Below are 20,918 nucleotides of genomic sequence, written 5' to 3'. Positions count from 1 at the left end.
TCCCAGCGGATCACCAGGTTCCGATGCCGACGGATAGCAGCAGGGTGATCTCATGGCTGTTCCGTCTTCTCCCTTCATCTCACTGAACGGGATGATTTCTATCGAGCTGTCACCAGATAAAGTGGTTTGCGCCAGTACCCAGCTATGCCATTGCCGTGCGTGAACCCTACCTAGCGGTAGGTGCCGATGTGGGTGAAACCTAGTGCTTCATGGATGCCCGTGCATGCCGGATTCGGCAAGGCGACGCCGGTATAGGCGCATGAAATCCATGTTACTTAAGGAGCGGTAGAAGCCGTTTGGCTGCGGCTGAATCAAAATGACATGCCCTCAGACACTTGAATCAGCATTTCTTCGACTAGATGTGTGCCAAAGGTTGTAGTGACCATCGCCGATGGGCTTTCTCCCAAAAAACGGGCTTTGGGTTTGGAAAGCCATTGTTTGGCCTTCCCTTTGTCACCGAAGATCACCTCGGCCATGGCGGTAATATGTGCAAACCGGAACAGGCGATCGCTCTCATGCAACGTTAAAAGCTGATTGGCTGACAGTTTTGTTTTGAGCGTTTTGGGTTGAATGATTCTGTCGCGTTCTTCGTCGCTGAGGGTTCCATCATCACAAAGCATTTTGATCAGGCTGACCGAGAAGCCAGCTACTATCATGTCGTGAATGTCCAGATCCGAAGCATTGACAGCGATATGAAGAAGCGTCTCCAACCGCATGCGGTAAGCATGATAGGCATCCTGACGCAGGACGCCTGCAAACATGGGCCGCACTGATGTTGCGTTGCGCACGGGCGTCAGGACTAATGTGCCATTCAATACCGTTAGCTCCAGGTCGTCCCCAACACCTAACCTCATTTGGGCAAGCAACTCTTGAGGCAGATCAATGATGATGTCGCCAGTATCGTCCTCAGTTTTCTGGCATTTGACTATCCAGCGCTCAGTTTCACTCATGATCGTCCGGCCCTCATCCGCCATCAGAGAATGACACACATCATTATGCTTGGGCCCAGAGCTGACCAAAGGAACGCGCAATCCGCTGGTAGACAGGCACTGCCGCTGCTCGAACGCCGGATAGCGAGTGAAACAGCAAAAAATGTGGCAATGGCTATATCTGCCTTTCCACCTTCACATGGTTAAGAGCCTGAGCGTGATCAGGTAACTACACGAAAAGGATATGACATGCACCCTGATGAGCTTTATGTTTCCGTCGACGTCGAGACTTCTGGGCCTATACCCGGCGAATACAGCCTGCTTTCCATCGGAGCTTGTCTTGTAGCCCAACCTGAAACGTCCATCTATCTTGAACTACGGCCTGACAGTCCGAAACACGACCCCGAAGCGCTGGCAGTATCGGGGCTGAGTCTGGAGAAGCTGGAGCGCGAGGGCCTCGCTCCGCAACAGGCGATGCTGACATTTGATCAGTGGCTGAAATCGTCGTGCCAAACGGGGCAGAAGGTCATTTTCGTAGGGCTCAATGCACCGTTTGACTGGTCATTCGTCAATTACTACTTCCACAAATACCTGGAAACCAACCCCTTTGGTTTTACCGCTATCGACATGAAGGCCTACTTTATGGGCGCTGTAGGTTGCAGCTGGCAGGAAACAAAATCATCCAAAATGACCGCTGCGCTGAAGCCACTCAGCGAACCGAACCATAACGCATTGGATGATGCCCGCTTTCAGGCAGAGCTCTTCGCCCTTATGCTAGCGGGTAAGGATAAACGCTGACCAGCCTTCCACCGCACTGACTAGAAGTTCATCTGCCCCAGGTTGCCTCAACATATCTGCCGTCCCTGAACGACCACGCCTTGATACCTTCTGGTTTTTCGGACTTGCCGACAATAATGGCTATTGGGTGCGGCAGATCCTGCATGTACCGTGCAGCAAATCTGGAGAAACTTCCTATGTCTGCCGGAGAAATCACCGGAACAGATTGGGGATGCGTATGCCAATAGCCCACCAGACGTAACCCTTGTTCGTTAGCAGCTTGGATCTCCTGACGGCACCGCTCCGCATCCAACTCTAGCCAAGACCAGCCTGACCGATCGGCGCGATGAGGCAACGTGGCCAAGGCCAGCAGCAACCCTTTCGGATTAACCGGGTTGACGAATAACTGTCCCCCTCGCTCCACGCCAAAAAGGCCCTGCCGATGACTATCCAAGATGTCCGCAACAGCTTGCGACACCAATAGCTCGGAATCCACCTCCGCCCATCTCCAGCGCCAAGCGATATCCGTCATACCGTTTCATCCTTATGTTCCGGCCATCCGCGCTCGAGTAGGAGTTGCTGCGCCCCCTCTGGCAGTTTGGGCCCATTGTATTGGCCTCCTAGGCTCGGCACATCTTCAGGCCTGTAGATACTGCTGACCCAAGATGCGGTGGCGATGTTGCCGGTCAATGCGCGTAAAGCCGTGTGCGATACCATAGAGGCAATATTGGTCATACCCAACGACCCGCCTGGAATAAAGCTCTCCCCACACGCGGGCAGTGGAATCACACCTCCTCCCGGCCACTCTGTAAACTTATGGAGAAAATCGCCGATGTCCGTGAATAAATGACGGCCATCAAAGGTACCGGCTGGTGCGAATAGCGCGTGGCCTACCTGCGTATACGGTTCGCTCCAGGCTTGTAAAAGTCCCCAAGAAACGCCGCTGGATTTGGCTCGCCATACAGTGACCTCCGACTGCCAGTCTGCTGTCGTAATCACCACAAGATCTGCGTTATCGAACACTTCTGGTTTGCTGCTCATAACTACTTCGGCGAAAGTCGAATAAGCGGTGCATTCTGTAGTCGGAAGATCTAACAGAATCTTGTCCCTCAACGCTGAGGCCTTCAGCCTCCCTAGGCTATCCGCTCCCAGAACGTGCCTACCCAGATTGGCTGACACCAGAGTGTCAGGATCGATGAGGGAAAGGTGGCCGACACCGGAGCGTGCCAATTGTATTGCCACCGCACTGCCTAACGAGCCAACGCCAACACAAACGACCCGAGCATTTTCAAGGTGCTTTGCAGTGCCGCTTATGTCGCGGGACAGAATGGACGCACGATCAAGCACGTCTAGGGCAGTTGCGCGGACAAGTGCCGGAGGATGTGCATTTGCGATGGCTGGCCGGCGGCGCGCTGTGCGCAAGCCAAACTTTGCCCCCCGCTCTTGCTGTACGCCGAGCGAGCGCACATTGAGGCAATAAGTTGGAGCATCCGTCCCCCCAGGAAGCTCCAGGACAATCCATCGACTCGCCAACGTTCCATGCAGCTCAAACCATGCCAGCAATTGCTCGGCATCGTCTGGTTGAAGGTGTGGCGTGAGCCACAGCAATAAATCTTCTGGATCCGGGGTGCGGATATCCGGATAAGTCTGAAGCTTGACGTAAAAACCGGGAGTTTCGGCCGCGCGAATGACAGCGGAGCGCCCGACAACCCGTCGGTAATGCCCTTTGAGTGCAGCTACGTTCGATGCTAGCCAAACCGTTTCCTGACCAGATGGCACAGCCCGGCGCGGATCGCTGAGAGCAAACAACTGCGAGGCGGCCTGAGGTCGATCCAAAAGTAAGAGGTTCTGGAATGACTGACCGTGCTGAAAAGACCAGTAGGTAGTGATCTCATTCTGAAATTCGATATCGCGCGTTGCCTGGCTTGATCCCCTCTTGGACAACGAAACGATCTGGGCCAAGCGAGCAAGGCTGTCCTCTACCACGACCTCCGGGGAGCCCATAATGGGCCGCTCCTGAAAGCCATGAAGGCAAAGCCCCGACTTGGTGGCATGCGGCCAAACCAGCCATGGAGAGGGTTCGACGTTCAGCCGCAAGAGCCCACGGGGAAAGTTGGAGGGGAAACCTATACGCAGTCGCCGCTCCTGCCCCGTGTAATCGATGGGCAAGGGGAAGTGAAAGCACGCCGCTTCGTCAGCCCGCATGGGTGCGGGCTGGAGCAATGCATCGGCAGCATCCTGACCTAGGGTGTCTCGCAGTGCGGCGATTCCGCGCTGCAATGGCGTCTTAATAGGGTCAGCCAAGGCGTCCAACTGGCTTTACGCTCGACTGAGAGGTTCCGCCACCGCTGGCCCCTCCGAAGAGCGAACCCATCGAAGCAGAGTTTCGAGTGGTGCCATCCGGTCGGCCGGGCATCGTCCAATTCGCAGGGATCTCATTGTTCACTGCCGTAATGAATGCCGGTGCAATACCGAAATTCTTTTTCACTGCCTCGGCAAAGGAATCGTTGGATTCAAAACTTTCCAAACCCAATGACACAGATGCACTGGCGTCCGCATGCCACTTGGCAAATGCTTGGCGATAGCCTTGCCCCTCACCCGGCCGATTCCACTTCTCTGCAAAGTTTTCGCCGTTATCGGCAGGGTTGCAGACATAGCAGTCGCTACCTCTATGCGCGATGTGCTGCGGCATTCTGCGAACGATTTCCAAAATTGCATCGAGCGGAGCCAGAGGCTTCGACTGCGACTCCTTTACGACATCAAGGTATGCGTGCGTGGCCAGGGTGGTGATGACCGCAGATATTGGGCGAGTATCAGCGCTCCTTGTCTTGATGGCCCATTCATCGCGATGACGCTTGAGTAGCTTAATGGTCGCACGCAGGGGATCTTGATCGATGTAATCCTGATAATGCGGCAAAGGATCTTGTGTCGCGGCATCAAGCATCCGCTGGCTCTTGGCAACTACCAAGCTTTCCAGAGAGATTTCTTGGGCAGAAGCAACCTGCAACCAGTTCGAGTAAGGGATAGGGCTGCTTGCTTTCCACCCTGTGACCCGATCCGGAACCTCCAGCTTACCCTCGCCGTTTGCTTCGCCATTTCCGTTGATCGCGCGGGCAGGCGTGACATCGATGTGGAAACCTGGATTTTCGTCGGCATAAACGATCCGGATGCCACGACGTAATTGCTTAACTTCTTCTTGAACGCGGGAGCCTTCCCGAAAACGCTGCTCAATCGCTTCTAGTACTTCCTTTGCACCAGCGCCCTGAGCGTGAGGGAGCCAAATAATCGCGTCCGCATCAATGGTGTCCAGATCCGCAGGCGCGCCGGGGATTGGCTTGATGGTCGTTTTCAGCCGCATCGAGCCTTGAACGAAAATATGGGCCTCAGCGAGCAGCGGGTTGTCGGAAGCCGAGAGGATTTTTTCCAGTTGGGAGTAGCGGTCATTGATTTTTTCGTACTGCGCTTCCGACAGCGAGATTTCCCGCGCGGCGCGAAGCAGAAAATATTCCCAACTGCTGCGCTTGGTCTGTTCGTTGCTCAAAAGCATTTACCTAGCCTCCTGGGCCACCAAGCCCAATTGCAGTGTTTGCGTAAACCGATCTTGGTTTTCTTTGTCCCGATCGAAGATCAGGTATGTATGTTGATGCTGTGTTGTGAGCAACGCGCCAAACTCGATGGCCAATGCCGCAGGAATGGCGGCGAAGACGTGGATAGGGTCAGGAGTCAGAGCCTCAAGCTGGCTCAGTCGTATTTGAAGTGCGTCGCGAAAGGCATGAATCACCCGACGGTTCTGTACCATCGCGTAGCTTGGTTCTGGGATCGACAGCTCTGCAATACGTGCACCGGGTAGAGCGTCGATCACGTCGCGAACTGGAACTTGCGCAGAAATGGAGAGCACCAACGCCAGTGGGCCATCGCCGTTGGGTGGAGGCGTAAACAGAAAACTAGGCGGCTCAGCAGACTGATCGGGCCAGCGCAAAAGATGCTCGCGGTGAAAAGAGAAGATCAGGCGTTTGGAACGGTCGCCGATACTCTGGCCCAACATCATCAAGGCCGGAATGTCGGCCAAGCCGACTACTGCTAGCGCGGGCGAATCGCCATAAGTGCCGCCGCGACGCTTGAGTTGCTGCTCCAGCTCATACTGGACGCTGTCTTTGACGTTCTGCCAATAGGTAGTGTCCCTGCCACGTGGTCCGGGTGCAGCGAAGGCGATTTTGATGCCTTGATCGAAGGCGGTTAATCCCTCGGCGGACATCGCAGTCAACAGATCGCGAAAGGGGATATCGTTGATCGTCTGAAAATGCTGACTCTGGACGATGAGAGGAATGGCTCTGCCACCATCGGGGGTCGTTGCGGCGAGTCGGATGCGTTCCAAGTACGCTTGGTGTAAACCACTCAAATCATTTTCAGGATACCCATCTGCGTCACGATCAATTTTGTCATGACAACCTGGGCACAGGAGCATCAGATTAGCGGTATTGTTTGTGTGCGCCTCAGCATCATGATCCGCGCGTCCCCGAGGGCCTTTGGGACTGGCGGGCAGGATATGCGCCACTTCTCCCCATTTCATTGGCTTGCCGGCACGATAATCGAACGTCAGATCCGTGCCGCACAGTTCACAATGACCAGCGGTCTGGGTCCATACGATCCGCTTCGTCTCATCATTTGTGTTGAAGCGCCCGCTTGCGGGCTTAGCGTCTTCTTGTTCTGCCATTTCGACCGACCCCCGAAAAACATCCATGATTGAAAACGATGATGGCAAGATAAGATCATATTAGGGTCATTCGTCCCGATTTCAAGAGAGATCTGAGGGTGACGAATGCTGAGTCGCCTTTGAGCAGGATGCTTTTTTGGCTCATCGAAAGGCAGTAGTGGCGGCGTTCGTTTTCTGGCAAGTGCTGGTGGGTAATGGCACTGACAACAGCGTATGTAGGACTGATGAAAACGAGCTGTGCAGCTCAAACGAGGCTGCAAGCGCAGCCCCTTTCGTATGCGTTTTTACGCGTCAGTGCTTGCCAGGCTCAGCGGACAAGTGTCGACGACGCAAGAGGTGATAGGTCGCCGGGATCACAAACAGTGATAGCAAGGGTGCCGTAACCATACCGCCAATCATCGGGGCGGCAATGCGGCTCATAACCTCGCTACCGGTACCGCCTCCCAAAAGTATAGGTAACAAACCAGCGATAACCACTGCCACGGTCATAGCCTTAGGTCGAACGCGCTGGACAGCGCCTTCACAAATCGCGGCCATCAACCCGCGTTCTGTGTTGTCACCGAGGTCTTGACGCTCGGTCCATGCATTTTTCAGGTAGAGCAGCATGATCACGCCAAATTCGGCAGAAACACCGGCCAAGGCGATAAAGCCGACCCCGGTGGCAACCGACAGGTTGAATCCCAACAGATAGAGAAACCATGCCCCGCCCGTGAGAGCGAATGGCAGCGTGGCCATAATCAGCAAAGCCTCATCAAGTCGTGCAAATGTCAGGTAGAGCAACACGAAGATGATCAACAGCGTGGCAGGCACCACCAGTTTGAGTCGTGCGTTGGCCCTTTCGAGAAACTCGAACTGACCTGAGTAGCTCAGGCTCATGCCGGGCTGCAACTTGACCTGCTCACTGACGACCCGGCGTAGATCGGCGACTACGGAGGCAATGTCCCGGCCACGCACATCGATGTACACCCAGCCTGAAGGCCGTGCGTTCTCACTCTTGAGCATTGGCGGCCCGTCGTTGACCTTGATCTTCGCCACGGTGCCAAGGGTGATCTGGCTGCCTAGCGGGGTGTAGATCGGCAACTGCTCCAAAGCGCCGAGCGAATCCCGCCACTCACGAGGGTAACGTACGTTAATTGGGAAACGAGCCAACCCTTCAATCGTCTCCCCGACGTTTTCACCGCCGATTGCGCCGGCCACGATCGATTGCACATCGGCAATATTTAACCCATAGCGTGCCGCAGCTTTGCGATCGATATCCACATCAATATAGCGGCCACCGGTCAGTCGTTCGGCTAACGCTGAACTGACACCTGAGACGTCCTTGGCAACACGCTCGATGGCTTGGGTGACGGCATCGATCTCCGTCAGGTTGGTACCGGCAACCTTCACGCCAATCGGGCTTTTTATGCCGGTGGCCAGCATGTCGATACGGTTACGAATAGGCGGTATCCAGATGTTGGTTAATCCTGGGACACGCACCACTTGTTCTAGCTCCTCAACGAGCTTTTCCTGGGTCATGCCTGGGCGCCACTGTTCGCGTGGTTTGAATTGAATGGTGGTCTCGAACATTTCCAACGGTGCCGGGTCAGTCGCGGTTTCAGCGCGGCCGGCTTTTCCGAAAACGTGTTCGACCTCTGGAACTGTCTTTATCAGACGGTCAGTCTGCTGAAGCAGTTGCGCGGCCTTCTGCGCCGATAATCCAGGCAGAGCTGATGGCATATAGAGCAGGTCCCCTTCGTCCAGCGGGGGAAGAAACTCACCACCCAGACGAGAGATCGGCCACAACGCGCTGACAAAGACTAGCAACGCAACCAGCAGCGTTACTTTAGGTCGACGTAATACGGCGTCCAGAGCGGGCTCGTAGATCCGGATCAACCAGCGATTTAGCGGATTCTGTTGCTCATTAGGAATTCGTCCGCGAATCCAATACCCCATCAACACCGGAACTAGAGTTACCGACAGTCCAGCCGCTGCGGCCATAGCATAGGTTTTGGTGAACGCCAAGGGACCGAATAGACGTCCTTCCTGAGCCTCCAGCGTGAACACCGGAATAAACGACAGGGTGATGATCAGCAGACAGAAGAACAATGCAGGTCCTACCTCGGCAGCCGCTTCAGTCATCACGTGCCAATGACGTTCACCTTTCAGTTCCTCCCCAGGATTGGCCACGTGCCAAGCCTCGACCTTCTTGTGGGCGTTTTCAATCATCACCACGGCAGCGTCGACCATGGCGCCGATGGCGATGGCAATCCCGCCAAGGGACATGATGTTGGCGTTGATACCCTGATAGCGCATCACGATGAAGGCGATCAGCACCCCAACCGGCAGGGAGATGATTGCCACCAGAGATGAACGCAGGTGCCAGAGAAAGATTCCGCAGACCAACGCGACGACGATGAACTCTTCGATCAGCTTGTGGCTGAGGTTTTCCACGGCACGATCAATCAACTTGCTGCGGTCGTAGGTAGTGACGATTTCTACCCCCGCTGGCAGACTGCTTTTCAGCTCGTCGAGTTTGGTCTTGACCGCCGCAATGGTTTCTCGAGCATTCTTACCGCTGCGCAGAATTACCACGCCGCCGACGGTCTCACCTTCGCCATCGAGTTCGGTGATGCCTCGACGCATCTCAGGCCCCATCTGAATCGTGGCAACATCGCCCAGAGTGACCGGCACACCACCCGTGCCCAGTTTGAGTGGGATAGCACGAAAATCATTGAGGGTCTTCAAGTAGCCGGAAGCCCGCACAATAAACTCGGTCTCCGCCATCTCCAGCACCGCCCCACCAGTTTCCTGATTGGCCTTGCCGATCGCCTCGGTCACTTCAGACTGCGTGATACCCAAGCTGGCCAACTTCACCGGATCAAGCTGCACCTGGTACTGCTTTACCATGCCACCCACCGTGGCCACTTCCGCAACGTTCGGTAGGGTCTTAAGCTCGAATTTGAGGAACCAGTCCTGCAAGGCACGTAACTGCGCCAAATCATGCCCGCCGCTTCGGTCTACCAGGGCGTACTGGAAAATCCAGCCAACCCCAGTGGCATCAGGTCCTAATGCGGGCTTGGCACTGGCCGGAAGCCGGCTTTGTATCTGGCTCAGATATTCCAATACGCGCGAGCGGGCCCAGTACAAGTCAGTTCCGTCTTCGAATAGTACGTAAACGAAACTGTCGCCAAAGAAGGAATAACCGCGCACAGTCTTGGCACCAGGCACAGAGAGCATAGTGGTTGCCAATGGATAGGTGACCTGGTTCTCTACGATCTGTGGGGCTTGGCCTGGATAAGGTGTACGGATAATTACCTGAACATCCGACAGGTCTGGCAATGCGTCAATGGGCGTACTTTGAACCGCCCAGATCCCCCATGCCGTGACAAACAGCGTCGCTAGCAACACAAGAAAGCGGTTAGCCACCGACCAGCGAATAAGGGCCGCGATCATGGCTGGCTCCCAGAGCGTTCCAGACGCTCAACGCGCAGACCATCTTCCGTCTGGCTGACAGCGATCCGAACCTTGTCGCCCGTTTTAAGATCCTTCATCAGAGCTGGAGCGGCGAGAGGGAAAGTCATCGTCATGCCTGACATACCCAATGTTCTGAAGGGACCGTGGGCGAGCGTGACTTCTTTGTCGTTGATCTCAACGATCTGACCATCGGCCTCATGCAAAGCGCCTGCGGTTACAGTAGATGGCGAAACGTCCAGTGAGCTTGCGACAACGCCCTTGAGACTGGCCTCCGAGTCGAGAAGGAACTGGCCAGAAGTCACCACTTTTTGCCCCTCTTCCAAGCCGTTCAATATCAGCGTTTTGCCATCGTTATCTTGGCCTAACTGCACCTCCACCGGGCGATATCGACCAGCGTCTTCAGAGAGCATGACCAACGTACGTCGACCTGTACGAATGACGGCCTCGCTCGGCACCCACAAAACACTTTGCTCCGTCGAACGATTGAGACTTACCTGCGCGGTCAAACCTGGCCTGAGTCGGCCATCCGGATTGGGTAACTCAACTCGAACGCGAAGTGTGCGACTGTCCGAACTGGTTTCCGGAAGAATCGCACTGACGACGCCCTTGAGCACAACTCCAGGGAGCGCGGACAAACGCGCTTCGGCTGCTTGCCCTACGACGATTGACCCAGCCTCCGACTCTGGTACTGCCACGGCCAGCCAGACACTGCTCAAACCATTAACACGCGCCAGCGTCTCGCCTGCGGCCACCGTCATACCTTCACGCACACTCAGCTCTTGAAGCACACCACCAATAGGGCTGGTCAGAGTCAGGTTCGGTTGAACTTTGCCACTGCGCTCAACTTGAGCAATTAACTTAGTTGGCATTCCGGTGAGCCTCAATCGCTGGCGGGCCGCTGTCAGCAAGTCAGCATCGCCACTACGCTTGAGGGCGAGAAATTCCTCTTGAGCAGCTGCCCAATCCGGCACCAAGATATCTGCCAAGGCGGCATTCACTTTCAGCACATCACCAGATGCATGGCCGTACACGCGCTCGACAAAGCCCGCCGTACGGGCCTGAATGACTGCAACGTCCCGTTCGTTGAAGGCCAGAACACCTACCACGTTCAGTGTCGAGGCAAATACCCCTCGACTGACACGAGCCAGTCGCACACCAAGGTTCTGAGTCAGGCTTGGATCAATTCGAATGCCGCCGCTGTCCCCCTTGGTATCTGCGTATTGGGGGATCATCTGCATGTCCATGAAGGGTGACTTACCCGGTTTATCGAATTTCTGTTGTGGGTACATGGGGTCATACCAATACAGAACCTTTCGATCGGCAGAGGCTTTGGCTTCCTGATCCGGCTCGACACTAGCTACTTCGCTCATTCGCGGTTGGGCTAACCAGTAACCTCCGGCAACACCCAAGGCGATCGAGATGCCGACAACTAAAGTCCCTTTCCATACTTTGAAATTCATTGAGCGGGCTCCCCGTAAGAGAAATACAGGCGAGCGCTGGTGAGAGCACGTTGCTCTTCAACGTCAATCTGCTTGAGACGGGCTTCGATGAGTTCGCGTCGGGCGGCCACAACCGAGTTCAAATCACCTTTGCCGGAACGGTAGCTAGCCATGGTGAGTTCAACCTTTTCTTTAGCCAGCGGCAACAAGCTTTCCTGATTACGGTTGACTGCACGATTGAGTCGCTCGTAGTCGGCCAACTCATCCTCCAGTTGCTGGGTATGCTCGCGCGACAGAGCTTCCCGCTCAGCCTCAAGCTGGTTGAGTTCGGCGTGCTTTGCCGCAATTTTGGGGTTTTGCCGAGAGTCAGGAAACAGCGGGAGATCCCATGAAAACTGGACGCTAACCATGTCACCGAATTGTTTGCCTCGATGCTGATAGTCGAATTCCCAGCTCCAGTCAGATTGCTTTTCCGCCTCAGCTTCACGGATCTTGGCTTGTGCTTCACGGGTCATCGGCACATACGCCGCCAATTCAGGGTGATGTTGCAGCTTATGGGAGTATCCAGAGGTTTCAATGGGCCAATCAGGCAAGCTGCCCGCCGGTTTGTCATTGGCAGCAGGGCCAATCCAGCGCTTGAGGGCCGCCCGGGCCTGTGCACGTTGGCGAACTAAATCATCCTGCTGCTCCGCCAGTTGGGCAGCTTCCTGTTTAGGTGTCACCGCATCGGCGGGTTGGGCGCGGCCACCCGCAATCTGAGATCTGACGGTATCGGTCAGAAGACGGTTTTCTTTGTAGAAGTCCTGGAACATCGCATCTTTACGCTCAACCGAGTAGCTACTGATCCAGGCCAATGCCGTGGACTGTCGGACGTTCAGACGCGCCACTCGACGCTCAGCGGACGCTCGATCAACAGCCGCATCCGCGACCTCGATACGTGCTTTGCGCTTATCGCTGTTGGGCATCTCCTGTCTGATCCCGACCACTTGCATGGTCATGAAGTCCTGGTCGATGCTCCATCTGTCGGCACCACCAATGGGGTAGTTCTGCACGCCCAGCAGTAGCTTGGGATCGGGTAGTTCGCCGGCGGGAATGGCCGCACTGGTGGCTGCTTGAATTTTGGCGTCTTGTGCGGTCAACGACGGTGCATTGTTTTCGGCCAGCCGCAGCGCTTCATCGAGTGTCAATGCACCAGCAAGGCTCGGCAATGCCAGTACGCTTGCCGCCAGGCCGGCCACGAGGGACCAACCTGTGCAAAAGCAGTTGGAGTTCATGTTCACGATTCCTGTGATGATCCACCGCGCGCTTCATAAGACATGCGCGCAGATATGCCATCCCGCTAACGCGGAATGAGGCTCAGTGTGGTACAGGAATCAAGTACGGGGAGGTCGCCATAACCCAGAAGGGGTTTGTACGAGTGGGAAATGGCTGGAGAAGGGCAGAACGATTGGACTGGACAAGGTAATAGGAGGCTTGATGATCGAGACTTGCAGCATGCCGCCCGTTTTGCATTCCTGGCCCGACTTACAAGGTTTGCCATGCTCAGCGGTACTTTTCATGTCGTGGCAGCAGTCTTGACCCATACCATCCATCATCGCTATACCCATGGTTTTCATCGGGCATGGTTCAGTCGATGCCTGAACACCCGCCATCCCGCTAAGGGGAAGCGCCAAGCTAATTAGGAAAATCAGGCAAAACCGCACATAGCGTTTCATGGGCTAAAGTGTAGACGGTGCAAATGGCTCTTACAATTCACCCTTAAGACTCCTGTATTGGCTGTTACCAACGTCTATGCTGCGCTCATTTCCATGACAGGGCTTAAAGTACCTAACCATGCGACAAGACAGATAATGATGACCGCCATTGAAAACTCAAGTTTCATGCTACGGCGCAAGGCATTCACCGCGACAGCGTATTCGCCATTGCGAACTGATCGCTCCAATAAGGGGCTTAGATGAAAACGGTTAAGCGTGGCTAATACGATCATCCCTGCAAATAGCAGGACTTTCAAAAATAGCAACTGGCCATAAGTGCTGAGCATCACCTCATCGAGGCTCGGTCCTACGATAAATAGATAATTCACCACGCCCGTTATACTGATGATCACTACAATCACCGCGCCGGCCGATTCAAACCCTGTCAGTACCCGAGCAAGAACTCGTACTTCCTGATCACCTTTCAGCGATTTTAAACGCAGCAGCAGTGCAAATGCTGCCAACGCACCCAACCAACCGCCTGCGGCCAAGAGATGGAAGATGTCGCTAGTAAAATGCCAGTAACGACGGCTCCCTTCGTCCATCGCACCATGCCCTGTCCATGCCAGCGTCGCTAGCGCAATGGCGCCACATACAGTGACAATCCAAAGACTGAGTGTCGGAAAGCGCTTACTCAGAGCAACGCCGACAACAGCCGTCAGCAACGCCACTATCCGGACCATCCAGGTCAAACCGACGTCCGTCCCCATGAGAACCATTTGAAAAATATGGTGATGTAGCTCCATGAAGCCCGACACACCACTCATAGCTTTCGCAAGCAACAACATGGCTGCTAGAGACAGAGCCACACCTAAAACAGATGTACTGTAAAGAAGCGACTCAAAATTTAAAACCGCTCCCGATACTCTCTCTTTTCCCCTCAGGCTATAAAGACCAAATATTGCCAGTCCAAATAACAGCATCAGATCAAAATATAGAGCAAAGCGAACAGCTATATTTATTGAGTCGCTCATGAATCATTTCACTTTGAAAGAAAAATTGCCGGTGATGGGATGAGTGTCAGACGAGACGGCACGCCACTCAACTTTATAAGTACCTGTGGTCAATGGCGATGCAGGCGTAATTACCATCGTCTTAGGATCTCCCCCGCCTGCAACAGCTGCTTTAACGCCCATTGGGGAGTTAGGCATGCCGGGCATATCGGTCATGATCAGCTTAGCACCGGAAAACTGAGTCGTTAGATTCTCAGAAAATTGCAGTTCAATTTTCGCAGGAGCAGCAACATCCGACCCTTCTGCTGGAGTAGAAGAAAGCAGCTTTGGATGTGCCTGAGCAACTGCACTCAAAAGCAAACCCGCTGTCAGTGCTACAGCTACGGTGGTGGTTTTAAGGAATGACATGCAAGACTCCTCACAGCAAAAGCTGTTGGTTCTAGGTTTTTGATGAGTATCTAGTTATTACTTTTACGCTTATTAAAAACACTGGCGAGCTACCTAGCAGATTCCGTGTTCTAGGGCGACCTGGACAGGAATAATCACAAGAATTCCAACGTCACAGCGCAAGTACACGATGCCACACGAACGCAAACTATTCGATTACATTTCAGTCAGCTTGGACCTGCTTTGGGACGCTGAATTTCTTGAAAAGATGGTTAAAATGGGCTTCCGTTTTGCGACGTTCACACCGTGAAAACCGTTCGCAAGACCACATAGCTGCTCGGGTGTATATGGGGTTGTTGATTAGGCATTTTCTGCACTCGCACAAGGGAGTTGTATATGAAAAGCTGTTTTTCCAGCTGACGACGTGCACCATATCTTGCCGTCGTGTGACTCTATGATTGATCGAGTGATTGATAAGCCTAGCCCCGCATTACTTGGGTTTCCTTCTCTACGAGCGGGGTCCACTCGATAAAATCGATCAAACAGTTTTTCAAGGTGCTCAGGAGCGATAGGTTCTCCAGGGTTTTCCACGGAGATAGAGATTGACGTCCCTTCCTGTCTTATATCGACACTGATACATTTCCCTGCGGGGGTGTACCGGAGGGCATTCGAGAGCAGATTAGAGATAGCCCTGTCGAGCATAAGAACGTCACCTCGGACGCTGCCTCTCCCTGTCACCTTAAGGTCGATGCCTTGCTCATCAGCCAACAAGCGGTAGTACTCGAGTAATTTCTCTACTAGCGCTACCAAGTCTATCGGTTTGTTTTCATGAGTAATCAGACCATTATCTGATTTCGCTAGAAAAAGCATGTCATCGATCATCCGCCCCATACGCTTCAGGTCATCAAGATTCGAATACAAGTTGTCTTCGTAATCCTCAATATTCCTTTTTCGAGAAAGCACCACTTCGGTGTGTGTCATCAAATTGCTGACTGGTGTTCGTAGTTCGTGAGCAATGTCCGCAGAGAAGTTTGATAAGCGAACAAATGCATCGTCAAGTCTAGATAACATTGCATTAAAAGAAAGCACCATCTGCTGAAGCTCTTTAGGAACGGCCGCTAAAGGAATCCGTTCTTTGAGCGATTTAGCAGACATTGACGCAGCGACTTGAGTAACCTGGCGAATAGGTCTTAGTCCACTGCTCGCGACCATCCAGCCCAGCGCCGCACTGACCAGCGCGCTTATAAACAACCCTATCAAAAACCAGCGTTCAAGCGTCTCAAAGAACGCCATATGTTGCGTAACGTCAAAGATCAACATAACGGTCAGCGGTTTTTCTTGTCCCGTCACAATCGCCTGCGCCGTTATTCCCCGGAACGTTTGCTCATCATCACGCCACTCCCAAACGTTGTTGTTTGAGGTCGTGCGAAAGTCTTCAGGAATATCGATTGGACCTGGATCAGCAAAAAGGGTCTTGCCGTGACCATCGAAGATCAGGGCTGTCAAATCTCGGTGAGCACCCAGCAGCGCCTCCAACTCAGGCTTAACATCACTGAACTGGTCAATGCTACTCAATCCCGTCAAAATTCTTTGGGTCGAGTGTAGCTTCTCGTTTAGCGCCTGCTGATCTAGCATTTTGAAATGATGCCGGCTAAGGCTGTTAAAACTGAGTCCAGCGACGGTGAGCACCGCCGTTACAGCTAGCATGAACATCAGGCTCATGCGGGTAGTCAGAGACATTCGCTTCATTCCAGCCCCGTCCCAGAATCCGGCGCATCTAGCATGTAGCCCATGCCTCGGGAGGTGTGGATAAGCTTGACCTCAAAATCATCATCAATCTTTGCTCTGAGCCGCCTTACGGCGACCTCGATGACGTTCGTATCGCTGTCGAAGTTCATGTCCCACACCTGGGAAGCGATAAGCGACTTAGGCAGCACCTCACCTCGACGACGGAGCAGCAATTCGAGTAACGCAAACTCTTTGGCCGTGAGATCTATACGTTTGCCTCCACGGACAACCCTGCGCTTGAGCAGGTCAACCTCAAGATCAGCCAATTTCATATGAGTTTGGGAGGGGGCTGTACTCCCTCTTCGCAGCAGCGTTCTGACGCGGGCAAGCAATTCAGAAAAAGCGAAGGGTTTTATGAGGTAATCGTCTGCCCCCAGCTCAAGTCCTTTGACGCGATCCTCGACGCGGTCTCGCGCCGTGAGAAAAAGCACGGGGACATTTTTTCCGGATGCCCGCACCTTCTGAAGTACTTCCCATCCGTCCAGCCCAGGCATCATCACATCGAGAATCAGCAGGTCATAAGCCTCGCTCAACGCGTGTTGAAGCGCCTCCTTACCATTGGTAAAGCGATCAACATTGAACCCTGCCTCAGCAAGACCTTGCTGCAAATAAATGCCTATTTTGGGTTCGTCTTCCGCAACCAGAAGTCTCATGGGGGTGGCTCTCGAATGATTGTGATGATGAGTCTGCAAGGAAATGCTTCTGCCAACCAGCAACTGACAGAAAAGTAATATTGGCTTCAGGTAGATGTCAGCGAGTGCTGTCTAGGGTTCGAGCATGAGTACTCCCTAGTACTCGACCGACGCCTCCGCATGAAACCTTGGGGGAGCCGGAAAACAGATCAAAAAGGAGCTTCCTCATGAATCATCTAAAAATCCTTATCTTTGTGGGTTCGATACTCATCTCAGCGTCTGCTTTGGCTGAAGGTGGCGCAGATCGGATTGCGGAGCGTATGGAAAGCCTACGCGACAAAGCAGAAGCGACCTTGGTGCAAGCTGAAAAAGCCCCAGAGGGAGAGCGCCATGTACACATGGCCGAGCATATGAAACTGCTGGGCGAGATCATGAACCAACTCCATCAGGATCACCCAAAAGCATCAATGTCGCCTCAGGAACATCTTTCCTGGATGGAAAAGCACGACGCTATGGTTGATGACGTTTTGAACCAAATGCAGCGCGAACACAAACTGATGCTTTCTGAGAACCATCAGTAACCGGGTACCTCCGATGGGCTGTTTGATCCGCTCGGTTGGTACGGCGTCATATGCGCGCCGCACTACTCTTGGAAACTGACAGAAATGTAGTGTTCACGTCAGTTAGCTGGCAGCTCTATCCTTTTAGCATAGCTAGTGTTTTCCATTTGCTCTTGAGGTCATCATGAAAGCTAAGCTCGTTACCCCAGTTATTGCGGCGATCACCTTATTCTTCGGTGCGACGGCCATGGCAGACGTAGGTCATGGCAAAGAGGACATCGGCCAGCCTGGCGTCGCCTCTGCGGTGACCCGTACGGTAGATGTGGAGATGGGTGATATTTTCTTCATGCCTAAAAACATCGATGTGAAGCCTGGTGAGACTATTCGTTTTGTCCTTCGTAATAAGGGCGCACTGCTGCACGAATTCAATATCGGCCAAGCCGCCGCTCATGCCGCGCACCAAAAAGAAATGGCGAGCATGTTCCAGAATGGAACGCTTACACCCACCGGGTCAGGGAAAATGACGGGCAGCATGGGTCACAGCATGGGAGGGATGAAGATGGTTGGAATGGAACACAACGACCCGAACAGCATGCTGATCGAGCCAGGAGCAACAAAGGAATTGATCTGGACCTTCAACAATACAACTGGACTTCAATTTGCCTGTAACGTGCCAGGTCATTACCAGTCTGGGATGGTCGGTCAATTTGACCTGAACTGAGCCTGAACTGACCGCTAAACCCGCGTCTCCTCAAGAGTTGGCTACGCTCTGAGGCAGACATCAGAGCAACTCGCTCACACACTGGGGTCTAGATCATGAATAACCATCAGCATCCGGCTGGAAGCATCACCACCCCATTTTGGACGCGCAAAACAGGCGTTGTACTGATTATGTTCATTGTGATCGGCGCCTTCTACGTGGTGCGGGAGCATTTCAGCCACGTTTATCCATATTTGCCCTATCTCATTCTGTTGATCTGTCCATTGATGCATTTTTTTGGGCATGGACATGGCGTACATGACCATGGCAATCAGGCGCAAGCCAACAAGGAAGAGAAATAGCTATGCCCAATAAACCGAGCCACCACGATCACGGTCCTACCCACGCTGCCTCGCCCCCTGACGCTGATCTACGTGACCCGGTGTGCGGCATGACGATTACGCCTCCAAGTAAATTTGGCGAGTCTTATCAGGGACAGATTTATCAGTTTTGCAGCCAAAAATGCCAAGAGAAATTTCGGGCAGCTCCAGAGCACTACAGTGGTATTCATCCCAGCACTGAACCCAGCATCGCGGCTACAGAGCCCGCGGTCCAAGTAGCCACTGAATTTACCTGCCCGATGCACCCGGAAATAAAACAGCCAGGGCCCGGCAATTGCCCAAAATGTGGCATGACATTAGAACCTGTCATTCCGGCGCTAGATGACGATGACAAAACCGAGCTCCGTGATTTCGCGCGCCGCTTTTGGTGGTCTCTGCCTTTAACCGTGATAGTGACCGTTCTAGCCATGGCGGGCCATTCATTACAACTCTTCCATGGCTCGGTTCAAAACTGGATCGAGTTTGCTCTTGCGACACCGGTCACCTTATGGGCAGGGTGGCCCTTTTTTGTAAGGGGCATAGCATCTGTTAGAAATCGCAGTCCAAATATGTGGACTCTGATAGGTTTGGGTACTTCCGCAGCTTATCTTTACAGCGTCGCAGCAACCCTCTTTCCCCAAAGTTTTCCCACCACCTTCATGCAAGATGGACGCATCGGCGTTTACTTCGAAGCCGCTGCAGTCATCATCTCGCTCACCTTGCTTGGGCAGATTCTTGAGCTAAAAGCACGGTCACAAACCTCCGCCGCCATTAAGTCCCTTCTAGGCCTATCTCCCAAAACTGCACGCAAGATCAACGCCGATGGTCAGGAGGAAGACATTCCTCTTACCCATGTTCACTTGGGCGACCATTTGCGGGTCAGACCTGGTGAAAAGGTGCCAGTTGATGGCTCTGTGCTCGAGGGAGAAAGTGCGGTGGATGAGTCCATGCTCACTGGTGAACCTGTGCCGGTAATGAAAAGGCCAGGGGATAGTTTGATCGGCGCCACGCTTAATACTCACGGGAGCTTGGTGATGGAGGCGCAAAAGGTCGGCGCCGACACCATGCTGTCTCAGATAGTGCAAATGGTCGCTCTAGCCCAACGCTCCAAAGCGCCAATGCAAAGAATGGCCGACTCGATCGCCGGCTACTTTGTGATGGGGGTTATCGCGATTGCGTTGCTGACATTCTTAGGTTGGGGACTATTCGGCCCGGAACCCAGCTGGGTCTTCGGCCTGATCAATGCTGTCGCCGTACTTATCATCGCTTGCCCCTGTGCACTTGGTCTTGCAACGCCCATGTCGATCATGGTTTCGACCGGTAAAGCGGCCAGTATGGGAGTGCTGTTCAGGGACGCCAGTGCTATTGAAAACCTTTGCAAGATCGACACGCTGATTGTCGATAAAACGGGGACCCTGACAGAGGGACGGCCGGAATTTCACAGTGTGGAGGCCACACCAGATTTTAACCCACACGATGTTCTTCAACTGGCCGCTAGCCTTGATCAAGGCAGCGAACATCCTTTGGCGCACGCCATCGTCGATCACGCCCGAACTGAAAATATCGCGCTCACCAAGCCTGAATCGTTTGAGTCCGGGTCTGGGATTGGAGTCAGTGGCCTTGTTGATGGCAAGAAAGTACAGCTGGGCAACACAGCGCTGATGGACGCTGCCGGTGTAAGCACCAAGGTCTTACAGTACCGTGCAGAGTTGTTGCGCCTTGAAGGCATCAGCATAATCTATCTAGCAGTTGACGGGGTTCTGGCAGGATTACTGGCGGTCTCAGATCCGATAAAACCGACCTCCAAAGAAGCAGTCACCAAGCTTAAAGCTGATAACGTAAAAATCATCATGGCCACCGGAGACGGGCTCACCACCGCACGTGCTGTCGCCAAGGAGATGGGTATTGAAGAGGTTCATGGAGAAGTCAAACCTCAGGACAAAGAGCGCCTGGTGGCGGACCTCCAGCGATACGGTCGAAAGGTTGCCATGGCCGGCGACGGTATCAACGACGCACCGGCCTTGGCGCGTGCAGATGTGGGCATTGCCATGGGTACAGGGACTGATGTCGCGATGAATAGCGCTCAGCTCACGCTGGTAAAAGGCGACCTGATGGGGATTTTACGGGCACGGGCACTTTCGGTTGCGACAGTAAAAAACATGCGGCAAAACTTGGGTTTCGCCTTCCTTTACAACTCAATGGGTATTCCCTTGGCCGCAGGCCTACTCTATCCGCTGACGGGGCACCTTCTGTCGCCAATGATCGCTGCGTTAGCCATGAGCGTCAGTTCTGCGTCAGTAGTTTTCAATGCTTTGAGACTGAGGAATACCCATATAGCTTGAGCGCAACCGTTGCTCGCACCCCACAAAACATAACTCTTGACCTTACCGCGGTGTCAACGTTGATGCTGTAATCGCGGTGAAAAGAGACCGCTCAGCACAAGAGGAAT

At 53.7% G+C, this 20,918-nt stretch carries 18 protein-coding genes; 5 read left to right on the top strand and 13 right to left on the bottom strand.

Going from position 1 to position 20,918, the window contains the following annotated elements:
• Positions 1-311 precede the first annotated feature (311 nt).
• On the bottom strand, positions 312-950 hold the full coding sequence (locus H7698_RS06055) for an antitoxin Xre/MbcA/ParS toxin-binding domain-containing protein (RefSeq protein WP_223272653.1): 639 nt from the start codon (positions 948-950) through the stop codon (positions 312-314).
• A 228-nt stretch (positions 951-1,178) separates the two neighbouring features.
• On the opposite strand from H7698_RS06055, the gene H7698_RS06050 reads away from it, so the two are divergent.
• Positions 1,179-1,727 carry a 3'-5' exonuclease gene (locus H7698_RS06050; RefSeq protein ID WP_130205486.1) on the top strand — a complete coding sequence of 183 codons (549 nt, stop codon included), beginning with the start codon at positions 1,179-1,181 and terminating at the stop codon, positions 1,725-1,727.
• Between the two features lie 28 nt (positions 1,728-1,755).
• On the opposite strand, the gene H7698_RS06045 is transcribed toward H7698_RS06050, so the two are convergent.
• The 12 genes from H7698_RS06045 to H7698_RS05995 form a co-directional block, all read right to left on the bottom strand.
• Positions 1,756-2,238, bottom strand: a complete 483-nt coding sequence (locus H7698_RS06045; RefSeq protein WP_130205484.1) for a Mov34/MPN/PAD-1 family protein — start codon at positions 2,236-2,238, stop codon at positions 1,756-1,758.
• Positions 2,235-4,019 carry a ThiF family adenylyltransferase gene (locus H7698_RS06040; protein WP_130205482.1) on the bottom strand — a complete coding sequence of 595 codons (1,785 nt, stop codon included), beginning with the start codon at positions 4,017-4,019 and terminating at the stop codon, positions 2,235-2,237. The genes H7698_RS06045 and H7698_RS06040 overlap by 4 nt, the downstream gene beginning before the upstream one ends.
• Positions 4,003-5,253 (bottom strand): nucleotidyltransferase domain-containing protein, encoded by a 1,251-nt coding sequence (locus tag H7698_RS06035; RefSeq protein ID WP_019334920.1) that lies wholly within the window; start codon positions 5,251-5,253, stop codon positions 4,003-4,005. The genes H7698_RS06040 and H7698_RS06035 overlap by 17 nt, the downstream gene beginning before the upstream one ends.
• Positions 5,254-6,420: an SAVED domain-containing protein gene (locus tag H7698_RS06030; protein WP_130205480.1), complete on the bottom strand. Its 1,167-nt coding sequence runs from the start codon at positions 6,418-6,420 to the stop codon at positions 5,254-5,256.
• A 291-nt stretch (positions 6,421-6,711) separates the two neighbouring features.
• Positions 6,712-9,855, bottom strand: a complete 3,144-nt coding sequence (locus tag H7698_RS06025) for an efflux RND transporter permease subunit (RefSeq protein WP_031319188.1) — start codon at positions 9,853-9,855, stop codon at positions 6,712-6,714.
• Entirely contained in the window at positions 9,852-11,336 is a 1,485-nt protein-coding gene (locus H7698_RS06020) for an efflux RND transporter periplasmic adaptor subunit (protein WP_017341632.1), read from the bottom strand. The genes H7698_RS06025 and H7698_RS06020 overlap by 4 nt, the downstream gene beginning before the upstream one ends.
• Complete coding sequence (locus H7698_RS06015; protein WP_017341633.1) at positions 11,333-12,589, bottom strand: TolC family protein; 1,257 nt, start codon at positions 12,587-12,589, stop codon at positions 11,333-11,335. Before H7698_RS06015 ends, H7698_RS06020 begins: the two co-directional genes overlap by 4 nt.
• 99 nt (positions 12,590-12,688) lie before the next feature.
• Positions 12,689-13,030, bottom strand: coding sequence for a hypothetical protein (locus H7698_RS31315; protein WP_080995097.1), 342 nt, complete (start codon positions 13,028-13,030; stop codon positions 12,689-12,691).
• Positions 13,031-13,104: 74 nt separating this feature from the next.
• Positions 13,105-14,043: a copper homeostasis membrane protein CopD gene (gene copD, locus H7698_RS06010; protein WP_130205478.1), complete on the bottom strand. Its 939-nt coding sequence runs from the start codon at positions 14,041-14,043 to the stop codon at positions 13,105-13,107.
• Positions 14,044-14,046: 3 nt separating this feature from the next.
• Entirely contained in the window at positions 14,047-14,430 is a 384-nt protein-coding gene (copC, locus tag H7698_RS06005; RefSeq protein WP_017341635.1) for a copper homeostasis periplasmic binding protein CopC, read from the bottom strand.
• A gap of 339 nt (positions 14,431-14,769) precedes the next feature.
• Positions 14,770-16,158 carry a copper resistance membrane spanning protein CopS gene (gene copS, locus H7698_RS06000; protein ID WP_031319189.1) on the bottom strand — a complete coding sequence of 463 codons (1,389 nt, stop codon included), beginning with the start codon at positions 16,156-16,158 and terminating at the stop codon, positions 14,770-14,772.
• A complete protein-coding gene (locus tag H7698_RS05995; protein ID WP_017341638.1) occupies positions 16,155-16,850 on the bottom strand; it encodes a heavy metal response regulator transcription factor in 696 nt (231 codons plus the stop codon). Before H7698_RS05995 ends, copS begins: the two co-directional genes overlap by 4 nt.
• 206 nt (positions 16,851-17,056) lie before the next feature.
• On the opposite strand from H7698_RS05995, the gene H7698_RS05990 reads away from it, so the two are divergent.
• The 4 genes from H7698_RS05990 to H7698_RS05975 all read left to right on the top strand — a co-directional run bounded on the left by H7698_RS05990 (position 17,057) and on the right by H7698_RS05975 (position 20,811).
• On the top strand, positions 17,057-17,410 hold the full coding sequence (locus H7698_RS05990; RefSeq protein WP_017341639.1) for a co-regulatory protein PtrA N-terminal domain-containing protein: 354 nt from the start codon (positions 17,057-17,059) through the stop codon (positions 17,408-17,410).
• 163 nt (positions 17,411-17,573) lie between these two features.
• Positions 17,574-18,110 (top strand): cupredoxin domain-containing protein, encoded by a 537-nt coding sequence (locus H7698_RS05985; protein ID WP_017341640.1) that lies wholly within the window; start codon positions 17,574-17,576, stop codon positions 18,108-18,110.
• A gap of 95 nt (positions 18,111-18,205) precedes the next feature.
• Positions 18,206-18,451, top strand: a complete 246-nt coding sequence (locus H7698_RS05980) for a DUF2933 domain-containing protein (RefSeq protein ID WP_017341641.1) — start codon at positions 18,206-18,208, stop codon at positions 18,449-18,451.
• A 2-nt stretch (positions 18,452-18,453) separates the two neighbouring features.
• Complete coding sequence (locus H7698_RS05975; RefSeq protein ID WP_080995098.1) at positions 18,454-20,811, top strand: heavy metal translocating P-type ATPase; 2,358 nt, start codon at positions 18,454-18,456, stop codon at positions 20,809-20,811.
• Positions 20,812-20,918 lie beyond the last annotated feature (107 nt).

The organism is Pseudomonas sp. p50(2008), from assembly GCF_015351605.1.
GTDB lineage: Bacteria > Pseudomonadota > Gammaproteobacteria > Pseudomonadales > Pseudomonadaceae > Aquipseudomonas.
The sequence above is the reverse complement of the archived record's forward strand: the minus strand, read 5'-3'. Positions and strand labels throughout refer to the sequence as shown.